The sequence below is a fragment of the Hymenobacter polaris genome, from assembly GCF_012927305.1.
In the GTDB taxonomy this organism is placed as follows: domain Bacteria; phylum Bacteroidota; class Bacteroidia; order Cytophagales; family Hymenobacteraceae; genus Hymenobacter; species Hymenobacter polaris.
In genome coordinates, this window is sequence record NZ_JABBGH010000003.1 from 398,795 (window position 1) to 412,718 (window position 13,924).

Here is a 13,924-nt window from a genome sequence, read left to right on the forward strand (position 1 = left end):
TTGCTTACGTGCTAAGCCTAGCTAAGGCTAACCAGCAGTAGCCCAGCTAACCTCGGCTGCCAGGTGCCACCGTGCCGCCGTTTCCCGGCGGGGGCGCCTGCACCGCCGCGCTTTGCCCGCGCTCCTTGCCGGGTGGTACTCCTTTGGCCGGGCGTCTATACTGGCTGCAATAGCCTACGCGCCGCGCCCTGAGCGCCGGCTTACTCCGCAACTGCTGGCAACTGGTGGGCCCGTCTGGCGCCCTCTAATTAATCCTGTTTTTCAACAGCATTTTTTAAATATTAATTGTACTTTATAAAAAAAGGTTCGAGGGTATAGGTGCGTAAGTATGCCATGTACATTACATTAGCGATAAAACAGGCTTTGTAAAAATTTAATATTTTATAATTTACAGGATATCTATGAAAAGTATTAATTCTTGACCGAGGGAATTGAATAACGATACCAGATAACTAAAATTTTTTGATGCACGTGCGCAAATCCTCTTGTCCTGCTATTTATGAAAAAGTCTCTAGCCATTACTAATCAAGAGTATACCAAAGCCCAACGCTTTGCCTACCGGGTGCTACGCCAGCTGCCGGCCCTGCTAGTAGTCGCCTTCACGGTCCGCGCCCAGCTGCCAGCGGCTAGCCCCCGCGCCGTTGCTCCCGCCCCCGCTGCTCCTGCAGTCGCCTCAGCCAAGGTCAACTCCTTCAGCTCTACGGCTCCGGTTGCTACCGCTGGCGCAACCCTAGGCACTACGCCACTCGACACAAATACGCCCGGCTATAATCCGCCCGCCGCAAAGACCAGTGTGGATGGCAAGCTGCTGGTTTACTGCCTCGGCGATAGCCGCACGGCTGGTCCTTACCAGGTTAGTCCGTGGCCGCAGTCTTCCCAAGCGCTGCTCAACCAAGGAATGGGCAAGGGGCACTACGTGGTGACCAACGCGGGCGTAAGCGGGCGCATGACGGGCTACGACCTCGCCGTAAATGGCGCGACGGTTACCGGGGCGCTCTCGGCCGTTGACGCAACCATGGGTGACAAAGCCCAAAAAAATACCTATTACCGCTCAATTGTCGTGTATCAGCACGGCGTGAACGACCCTGGCACCGACCCGCAGCACGCTACCTACCCAACTTCCCTGGCCAACGTGCGCCAGGCAGTGGCCAAAATCGTAGCCGATGGTTTCGACGGGGTGTTTCTGGTAAATGAGCCCCAGAGCTACGTGCGGACGAACCATCCAGAATTCTTCGGTGGCTACAATAGTGGGCTCGACGATATGGTGGGCACGGTGCCGGGCGTGTTGGGTGTCATCGACCTCAATACGCTGGCCAGCATTCAGAACATGAGCGACCGCAACGTGTCTGGTGATGGGCTGCATTTTACCGATGCGGCCAACGCCAACCTGATTGCACCATTCGTGGCGGGCTACGTCAATAAGTACGCGGCCTCCGTGGGTATTCCTACCTCGGCCCAGGCGCTGCCGCTGCCAGTGGAACTGGTCGCCTTCACGGCCCAGGAGGCGGGCCCTGCGGCCGTGCGCCTGGCCTGGACCACCGCCTCGGAGCAGCACGCCGACCACTTCGAGGCCGAGCGCAGCGTTGATGGCATCGCATTCATTCGGATTGGGGCGGCGGCGGCCGCCGGCAGCAGCAGCAGCACCCGCAACTACAGCCTGCTGGATGCCAGCCTACCGGTAGGCTCGGGCCAACTCTACTACCGCCTGCGGCAGGTAGACGCCGATGGCAGCTTCCGCTATTCGCCCGTGCGGACCGTAACGTCAGTTAGCCAAACGGGGGCAATGCTAATGGACCTGTACCCGAACCCCACGCGCGCGCAAACGACGCTCATCGGCGCCTTACCCGGCCAGCCGGTGCAGGTGCTCGATGCGCTTGGCCGCCCGGTAGCCACGGCCCTGGCCGATGCCACGGGTACCGCCAGCCTAGTGCTGCCGGCTACTCTGCCCACGGGGGTATACGCAGTGCGCGCCGGCACCCGGGCCCTGCGCCTGACGGTGGAGTAGCTGCGTAGCCGACGCGCACGAGGCAAGCCCTTTATCTCCTAGGGGCTCTTGGCCGGGTGCAACAACAGCGCGCAGCATAAGGGTGCTGGCCAGTCGTTGGGCCGAGGCCGCTGCCAGGGGCTTTCTGAAAACGCCGCGCCTGGCTGCCAGCCAAGCGCGCTACGCTGCAAACCAGGCGGCTAGCCGGCGCTTGAAGGCAGGGCCGTCCCAGTCGTTGACCTGAAAGCGGCCCAGCTTATGCGGGGCCGCGCTGGTAGTGACCAGGCGCCCCTCGGTGGTGAAGGCCGCTCGAAAACCTAGCTGAGCGGCTAGGGCGGCGGTTTCCTCGTTGTAGCTGCCATAGGGGTAGGCCAGCAGTTCTATGGGCTGGCTACTAGCTGCCCGTAGCGCCTGCCGGCCCGCTGCCAACTCCTGCGCCTGCACGGGGGCGGGGTGGCTGGCCAGGGCCGGATGCGTGGCGGTATGGGCGCCAAGCGTGAAGAGCGGATTTGCGTTTAGCTCCCGCAGCTGGCACTCCGCGAGGCTTTGGTAGGCTGGCCGCGCGCTAGCTGCCAGGCTTGCCCAGTTTCGCAGCTGCTGTAGCACTAGCTGCTGGGTTGGCGCGGGCAGCGGTCGCAGCTGCTGCCACAACTGATAAAACAAGGCTGCCCGCCGGGTCGGCGGGGCCACCTCACCGGCTCGCCAAAGCTGATGCTGCCGCCGCAGCGCTGGGGTCAGCAGCTGCTCGCCTTGCAAATCGGCGGCTAGGTGGGGGAGGGCGCCGGGTAGGGCAAGCGCAAGCGACGCCGGCAAGCGCTCCGAAAGCAGCAGGATGCCCGCCAGCTCATCCCACCAAAACTCTTCGGCTAGCCCTACGTTGCCGGAGACGATGAAAAAAGTGGCTGGCAATTGATAATGGGTTAGTAAGGGGCTGGCAGTGGTGTAGTTATCCAAGTAACCGTCGTCGAAGGTAATGGCGATGCTTCTTCTTGGTAACGTGCGAGTGCGTAGCCGCTCCACCAGCTCCGAAGCTGAAATAACGGTTCCCAGTTGCTTTAACACCCGTAACTGCTGCTCGAAATGCGCCGGCGATACGGCTAGGTCCCAGATGTCGGTATCGGGCTCGGCTACCCGGTGGTACATCAGCACCAGGGCCCTAGGCTTAGTATAGCGCCGGACCAGTTGCGCGTAGCTCCTAATCCAGCGGCGCATGCTTGACGGCTTTTACCGCGTTGATGACTTGAAACTGCGGGTCGTAGTAAGCGAGGCTCGCCCGGTCGATTTCGGGCAGCCCCAGGCCATAGAGGTAGGCCGTGGCCACGCGCACGTTGCCAAATGAGGAAATCTCCACGTCACCCGCCGGAAACGTCTCTGCCAGCAAGCGTTCCAGGGCCGTATCAGTGAAGGTCCAGTACCAGGTTTTCTTCCACTCGCCCCGGTCGATGGGCGTAAGGCCCGGCACCGTGAGCAGCAGGGTGCCCCCCGGCTTCAGAATGCGGTAGCACGTTTGGAGCGCGCTTTTAAAGTCATAAATCAGGTGCAGCGTTTGGGTAAGCACCAGGCAATCGAAGGTATTGTCGGGGATGTGCGGCGCGGCGCTTAGGTCGCCTACCAGCGTGGCCTGCGGGTTGGTAGCATCCACGTGCAGCACGTCGCTCTGGCTGACGGCGGGCCCGCCATACTGCAAAGTGTACGCGTTATCGCCGATTTCCAATACCCGGCCCCGAATGCTAGCTGCCTCCTTCAACAGAAAATTTTCAATGTAGTAGCGGTCTATCGGCCCACCCCGGTCGTACCCAAATTCGTTGCTGAGGGGGGCTAGGCGCCAAAAGTCGCCGAGGGCAACTTGACCCACGGCGGGCGTCCAGTCGCCAAGCCGACCTTGATAATGCAGCCAGCGCTTGCCCGCAGTAGGCAGCAGTTTCTTGAGTAGTTTCTTAAGCATAGCTTTGGGTTGCTTTAACAAGCGCGGCAAGGCGTACCCTAGCGAGTACCGAAGCGCCGTGTAGGGCGCAGCCTTCAGAAAGAGCGCCAGCGCGGGGGAGAAAAGTGGGAGGGAGCCTGGAAGAAATTTAAACTCTTTGCCACCAGTATAATATGTATGCCAAAAGTGAATGCCTCGGTAGTATGCCTCCAGCTCGGCAGGCCCCCGCAGGTGCTCGCGCTGCCGGCCCAGTACTTTCAGCGCACCTGCTAGCATGGGCTGGGCACTAGCCGACATAGCTGCCGCGTGAATGCGGTAGGCAGCCAGCTGCTGACTGTGCTGCACAATAGGATGGTGCCGAGTAATATTGAGGTACAAGTCGTAGTCCTCGCAGTTGAGTAGCGAAGGGTCGTACTCAAACTCTGCCAATGCCCAGCGGGTAAACATAACCGCCGCAATCATGGCGATGTAATTGCCCCGGCTTAGCAGCGCCTGGTAAGGGTGGGCTGGTAGTACGGCGCCTTCCGCCTTCGCAGGCTGCCCATCACTATAAAACCGGGTATGCGCGCCCACCACAAAAGCTGCCTGCGGATGCTGCTGCAAGTGCCGCACGTTGCTAGCCAGCGCCTCCGGAAACAGCCAATCATCCGCATCTAGAAATACCAGGTAGGTGCCCTGGCTGTGCTGGATGCCCGTATTGCGGGCGGCCGAAAGGCCCTGATTTGGCTGGTAAACGTACTTGACCGCGGGATAATGAGCAGCGATTTCCGACGTATTATCGGTCGAGCCATCGTCTATTACCAAGATTTCTTTGGCAGGGTAAGTCTGGTTCGCGGCGCTTTCGATAGCTTCCGCCAGAAAATGCCCATAGTTATAGCACGGGATAATAATAGAAACTAACGGATATGCTCGGGATGACGTAGCGGATTCCATTAGAAAAATAAGCAATTAGGGTAAGGAATAGCGATAGGGAAGCGCGCTACCCAAGGCTATTCCTTTTCGGCTATTTACAGTTAGTAAACAGCGGTTTCAACTTGGGTGAGCTGGAAGGGGAACAATGGGCGCACGGCCCCCCACCATTTGCCATACCACTTAATTTCGCCCCGGTAGTCCTCCAGCTCAAAGGAGAGGCAGTTCTCGTAATCGTAGAGCGGCGTGTTCGTGTCCTTCACCACGAAGAGCGAGACGTAATAAGCCCCGTCGTTCAGGAAATTCCCCGGAATAGTGCACTCCCCGCTTACTACCCCCGAATGGCAAACAACCGCCGCCGATGGCACATCAAAAATGCACTCCCCGCTGCTGGAGAATAGCACCAGATTGGTGCTGAGTAAAACGTCGTCGGTCTGGTTCCAAAATTCGAACTGCACCGTAAGCGGCGTCCGTATGTCGAGTACCTCGTCGGGCGCGGCCAGCTGCGGCACCAGCGCCACTTTCTTGAAGCGAATGAAGTCGTTGCCAGGAGCGCCAGCGGGCGTGTTCCAGCTCTGATGCAGGTTTGACTGCTGCGTATCGGCCAGGTACTGATTGACCACTTGCGATGCTTCCCCAATGGCTTTCATCTTACCATTTTGCAGCCATATACCTTTGGTGCACAAATTGGTAATGGCCTGCATGCTGTGGCTGACGAATAAAATAGTGCGGCCGGTATTCTGCGAAACTTCCCGCATCTTTCCTAGGCACTTTTTCTGAAATTCGGCGTCACCCACCGCCAGCACTTCGTCCAGAATCAGAATATCGGGCTCGAGGTGCGCCGCCACTGCGAAGGCCAGGCGCACGTACATGCCCGACGAATAGCGCTTGACGGGCGTATCGAGAAATTTTTCGATGCCCGAAAACGCTACGATTTCGTCAAACCGCGCCCGAATTTCTTGCTTGCTCATGCCCAGGATGTAGCCGCTCAGGAAAATATTTTCGCGGCCCGTCAGCTCGGCCTGAAACCCCGTGCCAACCTCTAGCAGGCTGCTAACGCGGCCCCGACCGCGCACCACCCCGTGCGTGGGGCGCACAATGCGGGACACAATTTTGAGCAAGGTCGATTTGCCCGCCCCGTTGTTGCCGACCAGTCCCCACACCTCGCCCTGCTGCACTTCAAAACTGATATCTTGCAGGGCCCACAGGCTTTGGCCAGAATTTCTGGCGGAGGTCGAATCCAGTTGGAAGTACGGGTCGGCTTTTTTGCGCACGGCCATCGTCCACCAGCGCTGCATATCCTGGCGCAGCGAGCCCGTGCCGATGGTACCTAGCCGGTAGAGCTTCGACAAATGCTCAATTTGAATAGCGGTAGCTGCCATAAGCCGTTATACCACGTCCATGAGCTTGTCGCCCTGTTTGTTAAAAGTCATTACCGAAACTACAAAAAGGAGTAGCGTAAAGCCCAGGCTATACAGCACCTGCCCGGCCGTCACGAGGCCCTGCCCGAGCAAGGCCCACCGAAACAATTCGAACAGCGGCGTGAGCGGGTTCAGCTCCGTGAGCCAGCGCCATTTAGGGGCCACGTGCTGCATTGGGTAAATGACGGGCGTAAGGAACATGAGTAGCCGCGTGCCCAGGCCCACTAAAAACTTGATGTCGCGGTACTTGCCGGTGAGCACCGAAAATAACAGGCCTAGGGCAATGCTTTGGATGCTCACCAGCCCAACAGCCAGCAGCGCCAGCGGCAGCCTCTCCGGCATGGGAGCAGCCCAGCCAGCAAACAGCCAGTAATAAAGCAGCAGGAGCAGTAGGCTGCCGAACTGGATGCCAAAGCTAAGGAGGAAGCTCGCCAGCCGGGCGCCGGGTATAAGCAGCCGGGGGAAGTATACTTTGCTGAAAATGTGGGCATTCTCGCTGAAGGTAGCGGAGGTGCCTAGGAAAGAATCATTAAAGAGGTTCCAGAGCACGATGCCAGCCAGGTAGAATAGCACCGGCGGCACGCTACCCGTCGAAATCCCGATTACTTTGCCAAAGACCAGCACGTAAGTAATCACGGTCATCAGCGGCTGAACCAGCATCCACAAAGGTCCGAGCAGGGTTTGCTGGTAGCCCAGCAAAAAATCGCGCCGTACCAAGCCTATCAGCAAATGCCGGTACGACCAATACTCGGCGAGGCCGGCTCCCCACCAACTGGTTTGCGGCCGAATTTCCCAATCCCACTTCGCGGCAGGCGTAGCCGCGGCCGGTGGGCGATAACTCTCAAGTGGTGCTTGCATAAACTAAGCTGGGCTGTACCAATGCAGTAACTTATTGATTATTGACTGTTAGAAGGGTCCAGCTTAAGCCGCTTAAAATTTAGTAGTGTTTTGAGATAAATCTTTAAGGACCATAAAATAATACCGGAGTGCTGACTCATTTTCAGGGCCCCCCTTAGCTGCTTGATAGCGGCGCGCTTGTCGGTGGCAGAGAGCCCTTCGCTGAGCGAGAGGCAATAGTAAGCATAGTTGCGCAGGCCAATAGCTTTTAATCTTTTACGGTGCTCAACTGGTAAATATTGGTTGATAATGGTTAGCACTTTGGTAATATCCCGGACATTCTGGCCTTCCCTGATGGAGTGGTGCGTAATACTCGTATTATTCAGGTAGCGGTAGTGGGCCAGGCACTTGGGCGAGTACGCGACGGGGAAGTGAGCCGCGATGCGCGCCCACATTATCCAGTCTTCGCCGTAGTGCACTGCGAAGAAACCGCCTAACTGCTCATATACGCTGCGCTTCACCACCATACTAGGAGTTTCCAGCTGCTGCCCTTCGGCTAGCCTGAGCAGCAAATCTGGCAGCAGGCCAGCTTTGGGAACAATCGGCGGCCGGTCTTTAACCTCGACCCCCGTGGCATGCATTTGTAGGTTGGCCGTGTTGGTGAAGGCTGCGCCGGCTTCGGGGTATTGGTGAAAAAGGGTAGCTATTTCGGTATAAAAGCCTGGGGCTACCCGGTCATCGCCATGCAGCAGGTGCACCCACTGGCCCTGCGAGCGGTTCAGGCAGGTTTCAAAATTGCGCAGGCTGCCCACGTTGGCTACCTGCCGGAAGTAGCGTATCCGGCCTTTGCCCAGCGTGGCTACCAGTTGGGCCACATCGGCATCGGTACTGGCATCATCCACCACTTCAATCTGCATGTTCTCCTCGCCCATATCCTGCATCAGCACGCTGTTAATGGCTTCTGCCAGGTAAGGAGTGCAGTTATAGGTAGGAATCATGACCGACCATAAGGGGCGCTTGCTGGAGCTTGGTGGCGGGGCTATGATGGGTGGCGCAGTAGGGATACGGCTAGCTAAGGGCTTCATAGTTGGGTAGAAGGAAGAGCAACGGGGCAACAGGGCAGCTTCTGGGACCTTAGTCAGGTAGCCACGGGCTAGCGATAAGCCTGCACCAAACCCTTTTTTGAAATCAAAACACAGGAATAGCTACTATAAAAATTTATTAATATTTCAAACTGCTTTAGATAAGCCAATATACTAGTAAGGCGGTAAATGCCAAACAATTGCGGGGATTAGCAGGCCTAGGGTGAATGCCAGCGCCCGTGCTGCGCCGGGTGCCGGATGCCAGTCTCGCTGCGCAGCACGGGCCCACTGGTGTAAGCAACAGGTAGAAATACCCGTTTTTGCTGCCTAGGCCCGACAAGCTGGGGTAGTTGCGCGCATTCTTTACCAGCTGGCCGCAAGCGGCTGGAGCCCGCGCAAACCCGCGCTACTGCCCTAGGGCACCTGCTAAGGCGGAAGAAGCCCGCCTTAGGGTTGGTTGACTACCTCGGCTACCTCAGGCTTTGTCGTGCGTTCAAAGGGTTGGTGTTCACTACCGCTGAGCACGTGCCGCTAGTAGCTGAAGAAGCCTTGCAACAGTATAAAATCAACGCGGCCGATGAGTGAGCAGGCATTCGCTGCCTTGATATGCAGCAGCACCTAACTAAGCCAGGAGTTCGCAATCCTGACAGCCAACGCTTACTACTTGCTAGAAGAATGGGGAGCCGGTGCTTTGAGCGGGCGCACCCCGCCAGTTGAGCGCAGCTCCCAGCGCACCGGAGCGTGGGTGGCGGGGAGGGCAAAGCCCAGCCGCCGCTGCACTCGCGCCCGCGCCTCCGCGGTTTCGTGCAGCAAGCCGGCCAGCCTGAAAGCGTTCTGCTGCCGCGGGCGGGTACCACGATGGCGGCGATGCGTGGCCAAGCCTTCCGCTTTGCCTAGGTAGGCGCGACCGCTGGCCTAGCTGAGGCAGCCCACAAAAGGGCCTAGGGTAGCGCCGCCCGTCACGGCATCGGGGGGGCAGGCGGTACCGGGGGCCTAGGGCAGTGCTCCGGCCCGGCCATAATTGTTGCTACCTGTTAACGCCAGGCGCGGCCGGCCGGTACTCATCACGGAAGCCTAGACCTTTGCCGGAACGGAGCTTCTTCTACTTTCTGTTTACGGGCGGGAAAGCAGTACCCGGCAGCGCACCTGCCAGGTGCGGCTGGTGTAGCGCGTCGCTACGCAGTAATGGCTGCCGCGCTCCGGCCCAGGTAGCACTGGCAGTGAATGGGCTGGTTATCCCCGTCGGCACGTATAGCCTGCTATGCCACGCCCCCCTTTTACCCCTGCTTCGGTAGCCGTCCAGGTCGCGGCCCGCAACCGGCGGCGCGGGCGCCAAAGCAAAAGCGAGCGCGTGATTCATCGGCTGTTGCTTGCCTGGGTGCTGCTGCTGGGTGGCCTACTACTCCTGCAAGCCTATCCTTTTCCGGGCAGTGCGCAACTTAGCTACTGGCTGGTGGTAGCTGTAGCGCTTGGCAGCCCGGTGGTGGCGGGGCTTTTGCTCTGGCTGGCGGGCCTAGGGCTGCGCAGTGCCTATCACCAGCTGCGCGTGCTGCGGCGCGCGGCCCAGTGGACCCGCCAGGAGCCATCTGACGAGTGGCTGAACGAGGAAGGAAATAGGAAGCTGCGGTAAGACGGTGAGCATAATCGAAAAAAACGCGCTGGAAATACGCCGCGTTGCAGAAAGCAATGCCCTTGCGCCGCAGCCACTTTAGCTGGGGCCGGCTGGTTGCGTTCGGGTTGCTAGCGGCTTGCTTGATTAGGGCTTCCGGCAGGGCGGTTTCCTCAAAGCCCGCCCATTCGCCCGCCACGCGCAGCAGGTTGGTAATGAGTAACGGGCCTACCCCGGCGTAGTCAATCTGCCAGGTTTTCTGCAGCGAGTAGCCGCTCTAGCCAAACACGGCGCGACTCCGCTCGAAGTCGGCGGGCTGTAGCGCCGTACTTAAATAAAACTTGGAGAGCGCGAGGCAAACCGACTGGCAGCGCGCTCTTTCGTGCGCGTCTAGGCGCACGAAAGAGCGAGCCTACCAACTGCTGCCCGCCCCACCGCCGCCCGATGCGCCACCGCTGCTGGTGCTGCTAGAGCTACCGCTGCTAGAGCTGCTACTGCTGCCCCACGAGGAAGCAGCCGCACTGCCCGACGAGGAGCGGGCAGTGCGGCTGGACCGCCGCGGAATTGTCTCCCTGACTTTTTCTTCGTGCTGGCAGAAGTGGCACTGCTGCACGCGCCAGCCCCAGCCCTCGGCGGTGGTGGTGGCCACCCGCACGGGCCGCAACTGACCCTTCGCCAGGGTTTGGTAGTGGCAGGCGGGGCAGGCGGTGAAGCTACTGTCGGGGTTGCGGTAGCCGAGGGGCAGGTAGTGGGCGTTGGCACACGCCCACACGTCGTAGGCCACGGACCGCACCGCCTGCTCGGTTTGCTGGCCGGGCGCCAGATGGCTTGCGGCCGCATCCGCCGCCAGTTGGTGCATAAGCTCGGTGCAGGTAGGGCAGGCCAAGGGCGCCTGGCGCAGCTGCGGCAGCCGCTGCCGGTACCAGCGCCAGTACCAGGCCAGCACCAGCGGAAACAGGTAGGCCGTGAAGCCCAGTCCCCGGTGCACCTGCGCCAGCCGCTCGTACTCGGCGGGGCGCTGCGCGGGCGGCACCGGGCGCCGCCCGCGCCGGTACTGCCACCCGAAGTAACCGTGCAGATACAGCAGCGGCAGCCCGTACACCAGCGCCAAAAAAGCTTCCGTAGCCAGCGTGTCTTGCAGCGCCAGTAGCGCCAGGCCGGCCACCAGCCCTAGGGGCACCAGCACCAGCCAGCCCCGCCCACGTAGCCCCTGGGTGGTGCGGTACCACAGCACTAGGTACAGCACCAGCGCCAAAGTGGCCACCAGCAGCGTGCCCACCGGCGGCCCCGGCGCGGGCGGCGTGTAGGTGTCGGGGGTGAGGGCTTCGCCGGGCAAGGCGGTGTTCAGCGGGTCTTCGTTGGCCAGCAGCCCGTTTTGCGCCCTGATGACTCGTTGCAGGCTGTCCAGGTAGTAGCGCGTAGAGTCGGCGGCGGTGCGCAGCACGGGGGGCTTGGGCAGCGGCGCGGGCGGCCGCAAGTGCTGGATGATGGCCGCTACCCCTTGCTGCACAGCCCGGTCGTAGTCGCGGGCGCGGGCCGGCTCCACCATGTAGCGCTGCTGGATGCGGTAGCAAATGATGTCGGGCAGGTCGCCTTCCAGGCCGTAGCCGGTTTCAAATTCCACGCGGCGCTGGTCGAGCACCAGCAGCAGTAGCAAGCCGTTGTTGGTGTCTTGGCGGCCGATTTTCCACTTGTTGAACAGCGCCGTGGCGGCCGTTTTTGGCACTTCGCTGCCGATGCTGCGCACCACCACCACGTCGATATGCGCCCGGCCGCTGCGGTCGAGGCTGTCGAGGCGCTGGTTGAGGGCCGCCACCGTCGCGCCCGCCAGTACCGTGTCGGGGTCGCTGACGTAGGTTTCGCCCAGGGTTTTAGGGTCGGGGATGGTGACTAGGTAGCTGGTGGCCGGGCGCGCTGGCTCTGGCGGCTGGCAGCCACCCAGCAGTAGCCCGCCGCCTAGCAGCAGGCCCCACCACCAACTGGCCGCCGAAAGAGAAAACCGAGCAGGCATAAGGCAAACCCCAGGGGTCTGCGTTGAACGACTGACCTCGGCCAGAGGTTGGGCGCGCCCGATTACTGGCGGGCGCCGCCTGCCGTATAACCAAGCGCCCAGCCAGTACCTTACGCCTCCCGCAGTGCCGCGGCCCAGCTAGCACATGGCGGTAGCCTAGGGCTGGGTTTTAAACCAAGCACCTCGCTAATTTTTGCCATGCCTACTCACTCGCCCGCGGCGCTTGCGGCTCGGCCCGGCCTCCGCAGCCTGGTAGTGCGCAATCCCCGCAGCCAGCTGGCGGCGTGGCTATTTGGGCTGGGCCTGCTGCTGGTGCCGCTGGCGGCCCTGCAGGCGGCGCAGGGCAGCTACCAGCGCGCCACTACCGCTGGCCTGCTGAGCCTGGGCTTGCTGCTGCTAACGACGCGCCAGATTACTCGCCGCAACCCGCCCATGCTGCTAACCAGCGACCGGGAAGGCCTGCACCTGGCACCGCTCGGCCACCGTGCGCAAGGCCAGCCGGCCGAAACCATTCCGCTGGCTAGCATCCAAGCCTATCAGTATTGGCTGCGGCTGCTGCGGTGGCGCGTGTTTGCGCAGGGCCACCTGCGCCTGGAGCTGGCCGATGGCCGGGTGCTGCACCTGGCCGACCGGCCCGGTACCCACCCCGACGACCCCACCGGCACCGTGCGCCTGGACGCGGTAGTGCGCCGGCTGGCGCGCCGTAAGACGGGCCCGGTGCGGCGCCCGCTTTTTTTCCAAACCCGCCCGGCCCACGTGCTGCGGTGGGGTAGCTGGGGAGCCATCGCCATCGGCGGGGTGCTACTGGGGCTGGGGTACCCGGCGGGGCTGCTGCCGCTATTGGGAGGCCTAGGCTACGGGGCCAGCTACTACCTGTGGCACGACGCAGACGAACCTGCGGCCTAAAGGTTAGAAGCAAGCCGCTGGTCCTCAGCTCCTAATATCGTTGCCATGGAAAACCGCTTCATCTACCGCCCAGCAGGCCCGGCGCAACGGCCGCCGGCCTTCGTCGCCGAGCAGAAAAAAGCTGGTCGGCTAGTCGGCAATTTCCCCTTTCGTGACTGGCTTCCGGTTGTAGCCCGCCTGGCGTACCCCTAGGCTACCGAGGCCGTACAGGCGCAGCGGGCAAAAGCATCCGACCTTGTGCCCCATGAGCATTTCCCCACTGCTAACCGGCTTTTTCCTGAACGAGTTGACCCTGCCTTGGGGCACGACGCTGGCCGAAGTGGCTGACCGCGTGCCGGACCGGGCGCAGTGGCCCCCCTACGGCGCCAGGGCCACCCTGCTGGTGGCCTGCCCGCAGGTGCTCGGCCTCGCCACTACTGGTTGCACCCTGCACGCGCCCTCCCGCCACCGGCCGGTGCTGCAAGCAAGCTACAAGCTGCCGCCACCCCCTGGCTACGCCGGGCAGCCCGCCGAAGCTCAGCACTGGCAGCAGTTACTCACGGCGCGGCTAGGGCCACCGGCGCGGGTTGAAGCCGTAGCGCGGCCCGGCGCGGTGGGTACCGGCCAGGTGGTGTACGCTGCCCGCTGGCTGGCGCCGGGCGTGCAGCTAGCGCTGGCCAGCTACGGAGCCGCCCGGCCCGAAGCCCACGGCTTGGCGGCGGCGGGCTTGTCGCTAGAGTGGGAGGATGAGCTGGCGGCCACCCACCCGTACGCGATGGCGGCCGCCCGCGAGGCTGCGGCGCTGGCCGCCGTAGCCGGACCAAACGTAGGGCCGCGCGTGTTTCAGCTTGCCCGGCCGCAGGCGCCTTACGTGCATTTCGACTTCCGGCAGCCACAGCCGCCCAGCGATGAGCAGCGCCGGGCGCAGCGCGCACTCTACTGCCCCAACCTGCTCGAAACGCCGCCCTTGCTGCAACAGCACCTGGCGGCCACCGAGGTGGCGTTGTGGGCCGTGCCCGGCCAAGCTGCCTCGGCCGTATCCACTCGCTGGGATACGCTGGTGCTGCCCACCGCCGCACCGCCGCACGTGGAGCTGCTGACCGCCCAGCCGGGCCGGGGGCCGGGCTACCTGCAACTCGCCATTGGTACGCTCCGCCTAACGGATGAGCTGACGGCGCCCACGCTGCCCACCCTGGCCGCTGCGCTGGCTCAGCTGCCCGGTGTAGTGGTTGCGCGCCGCGAGGATTACGATGGCTGGTAAG

At 61.7% G+C, this 13,924-nt stretch carries 11 protein-coding genes and 1 pseudogene; 5 read left to right on the top strand and 7 right to left on the bottom strand.

What is annotated here, in order from left to right:
* Positions 1-499: 499 nt before the first annotated feature.
* On the top strand, positions 500-2,005 hold the full coding sequence (locus HHL22_RS18125) for a GDSL-type esterase/lipase family protein (protein ID WP_169532810.1): 1,506 nt from the start codon (positions 500-502) through the stop codon (positions 2,003-2,005).
* A 159-nt stretch (positions 2,006-2,164) separates the two neighbouring features.
* On the opposite strand, the gene HHL22_RS18130 is transcribed toward HHL22_RS18125, so the two are convergent.
* From HHL22_RS18130 to HHL22_RS18150, 5 genes are all read right to left on the bottom strand, one after another.
* Positions 2,165-3,196, bottom strand: coding sequence for a polysaccharide deacetylase family protein (locus HHL22_RS18130; protein ID WP_169532811.1), 1,032 nt, complete (start codon positions 3,194-3,196; stop codon positions 2,165-2,167).
* Positions 3,180-4,841, bottom strand: coding sequence for a glycosyltransferase (locus tag HHL22_RS18135; RefSeq protein WP_169532812.1), 1,662 nt, complete (start codon positions 4,839-4,841; stop codon positions 3,180-3,182). Before HHL22_RS18135 ends, HHL22_RS18130 begins: the two co-directional genes overlap by 17 nt.
* 80 nt (positions 4,842-4,921) lie before the next feature.
* Complete coding sequence (locus HHL22_RS18140; RefSeq protein WP_169532813.1) at positions 4,922-6,199, bottom strand: ABC transporter ATP-binding protein; 1,278 nt, start codon at positions 6,197-6,199, stop codon at positions 4,922-4,924.
* Between the two features lie 6 nt (positions 6,200-6,205).
* Complete coding sequence (locus HHL22_RS18145) at positions 6,206-7,096, bottom strand: ABC transporter permease (RefSeq protein WP_169532814.1); 891 nt, start codon at positions 7,094-7,096, stop codon at positions 6,206-6,208.
* A 38-nt stretch (positions 7,097-7,134) separates the two neighbouring features.
* Positions 7,135-8,073: a glycosyltransferase gene (locus HHL22_RS18150; protein ID WP_206680743.1), complete on the bottom strand. Its 939-nt coding sequence runs from the start codon at positions 8,071-8,073 to the stop codon at positions 7,135-7,137.
* Between the two features lie 1,345 nt (positions 8,074-9,418).
* On the opposite strand from HHL22_RS18150, the gene HHL22_RS18155 reads away from it, so the two are divergent.
* Complete coding sequence (locus HHL22_RS18155; protein WP_169532816.1) at positions 9,419-9,787, top strand: hypothetical protein; 369 nt, start codon at positions 9,419-9,421, stop codon at positions 9,785-9,787.
* Between the two features lie 85 nt (positions 9,788-9,872).
* Here the strand turns inward: HHL22_RS18155 and HHL22_RS24555 are convergent.
* Both HHL22_RS24555 and HHL22_RS18160 read right to left on the bottom strand, forming a co-directional pair.
* Positions 9,873-10,031, bottom strand: a pseudogene (locus HHL22_RS24555) (DUF7079 family protein); the annotation flags it as partial.
* Positions 10,032-10,178: 147 nt separating this feature from the next.
* Positions 10,179-11,777 (bottom strand): TPM domain-containing protein, encoded by a 1,599-nt coding sequence (locus tag HHL22_RS18160; protein ID WP_169532817.1) that lies wholly within the window; start codon positions 11,775-11,777, stop codon positions 10,179-10,181.
* Positions 11,778-11,975: 198 nt separating this feature from the next.
* Here HHL22_RS18160 and HHL22_RS18165 point away from each other — a divergent pair, with 198 nt between their 5' ends.
* The 3 genes from HHL22_RS18165 to HHL22_RS18175 are packed head-to-tail and all read left to right on the top strand — an operon-like array spanning position 11,976 to position 13,923.
* Positions 11,976-12,683, top strand: coding sequence for a hypothetical protein (locus HHL22_RS18165; RefSeq protein WP_169532818.1), 708 nt, complete (start codon positions 11,976-11,978; stop codon positions 12,681-12,683).
* Positions 12,684-12,728: 45 nt separating this feature from the next.
* Positions 12,729-12,875 carry a hypothetical protein gene (locus tag HHL22_RS18170; protein ID WP_169532819.1) on the top strand — a complete coding sequence of 49 codons (147 nt, stop codon included), beginning with the start codon at positions 12,729-12,731 and terminating at the stop codon, positions 12,873-12,875.
* A gap of 52 nt (positions 12,876-12,927) precedes the next feature.
* Positions 12,928-13,923, top strand: a complete 996-nt coding sequence (locus HHL22_RS18175; RefSeq protein WP_169532820.1) for a hypothetical protein — start codon at positions 12,928-12,930, stop codon at positions 13,921-13,923.
* Position 13,924: the final 1 nt, after the last annotated feature.

Excerpts from the sequence above, each read along its gene's own strand:
- HHL22_RS18175 (WP_169532820.1), top strand. The coding sequence starts at position 12,928 with ATGAGCATTTCCCCACTGCTAACCGGCTTTTTCCTGAACGAGTTGACC.
- HHL22_RS18130 (WP_169532811.1), bottom strand. The coding sequence starts at position 3,196 with ATGCGCCGCTGGATTAGGAGCTACGCGCAACTGGTCCGGCGCTATACT.
- HHL22_RS18145 (WP_169532814.1), bottom strand. The coding sequence starts at position 7,096 with ATGCAAGCACCACTTGAGAGTTATCGCCCACCGGCCGCGGCTACGCCT.
- HHL22_RS18140 (WP_169532813.1), bottom strand. The coding sequence starts at position 6,199 with ATGGCAGCTACCGCTATTCAAATTGAGCATTTGTCGAAGCTCTACCGG.
- HHL22_RS18135 (WP_169532812.1), bottom strand. The coding sequence starts at position 4,841 with ATGGAATCCGCTACGTCATCCCGAGCATATCCGTTAGTTTCTATTATT.
- HHL22_RS18160 (WP_169532817.1), bottom strand. The coding sequence starts at position 11,777 with ATGCCTGCTCGGTTTTCTCTTTCGGCGGCCAGTTGGTGGTGGGGCCTG.
- HHL22_RS18150 (WP_206680743.1), bottom strand. The coding sequence starts at position 8,073 with ATGATTCCTACCTATAACTGCACTCCTTACCTGGCAGAAGCCATTAAC.
- HHL22_RS18125 (WP_169532810.1), top strand. The coding sequence starts at position 500 with ATGAAAAAGTCTCTAGCCATTACTAATCAAGAGTATACCAAAGCCCAA.
- HHL22_RS18155 (WP_169532816.1), top strand. The coding sequence starts at position 9,419 with ATGCCACGCCCCCCTTTTACCCCTGCTTCGGTAGCCGTCCAGGTCGCG.
- HHL22_RS18165 (WP_169532818.1), top strand. The coding sequence starts at position 11,976 with ATGCCTACTCACTCGCCCGCGGCGCTTGCGGCTCGGCCCGGCCTCCGC.
- HHL22_RS18170 (WP_169532819.1), top strand. The coding sequence starts at position 12,729 with ATGGAAAACCGCTTCATCTACCGCCCAGCAGGCCCGGCGCAACGGCCG.